The sequence below is a fragment of the Paracoccus sp. UBA889 genome (genome assembly GCA_002294185.1).
Lineage (GTDB): Bacteria > Pseudomonadota > Alphaproteobacteria > Rhodobacterales > Rhodobacteraceae > Paracoccus.
Window position 1 is genome coordinate 117,005 of the sequence record DBFD01000041.1, and the last position, 622, is coordinate 117,626.

Consider the following 622-nt stretch of genomic DNA (forward strand, 5'->3'; position numbering starts at 1 on the left):
CAAGCAGGGTCAGGACGACGGCGTGGCGGATCATCCCCTTGCCTCCTCCATATGGCGGCGCATTTCGCGGATCGCGGGGCCAAGACCGGTAAACACCGATTCGGCGATCAGGAAATGGCCGATGTTCAGTTCGGCGATCTGTGGCAGGGCGGCGATGGGACCGACCGTGTCGAAGGTCAGGCCGTGGCCGGCATGGACCTCCAGCCCCAGGCTGGCGGCAAGGCGGGCGCCCTCGGCCAGACCGGACAATTCGGCATCGCGTTCGGCGGTCCGGCCTTCGGTGTCGTGATCGCAATAAGCGCCGGTATGCAGTTCCACCACCGACGCGCCGATGCGGGCGGCGGCTTCGATCTGGGCGGCGTCATGGCCAATGAACAGCGACACACGGCAGCCCGCCTCTCGCAGCGGCGCAATGAAATCGCCGATCGCATTGTCGTTGCCGGCCACGTCCAGACCGCCTTCGGTCGTGCGCTCCTGGCGCTTTTCGGGAACCAGGCAGACAGCATGGGGACGATGACGCAGAGCGATCGCCTGCATCTCGGGCGTCGCGGCCATTTCCAGGTTCAGCGGCAGGGTCAGGTGTTCCATCAGCGCATCGATGTCGCGGTCGCTGATATGGCGG

The 622-nt window shown here is 66.1% G+C and carries 1 protein-coding gene; it reads right to left on the minus strand.

All coding sequences use genetic code 11. The annotated features are described in order from the left end of the window. Positions 1–30: 30 nt before the first annotated feature. Positions 31–622 (minus strand): pyridoxine 5'-phosphate synthase (locus B4L36_RS07325; RefSeq protein ID WP_292954566.1); only part of this gene is annotated, 592 nt, incomplete at its 5' end.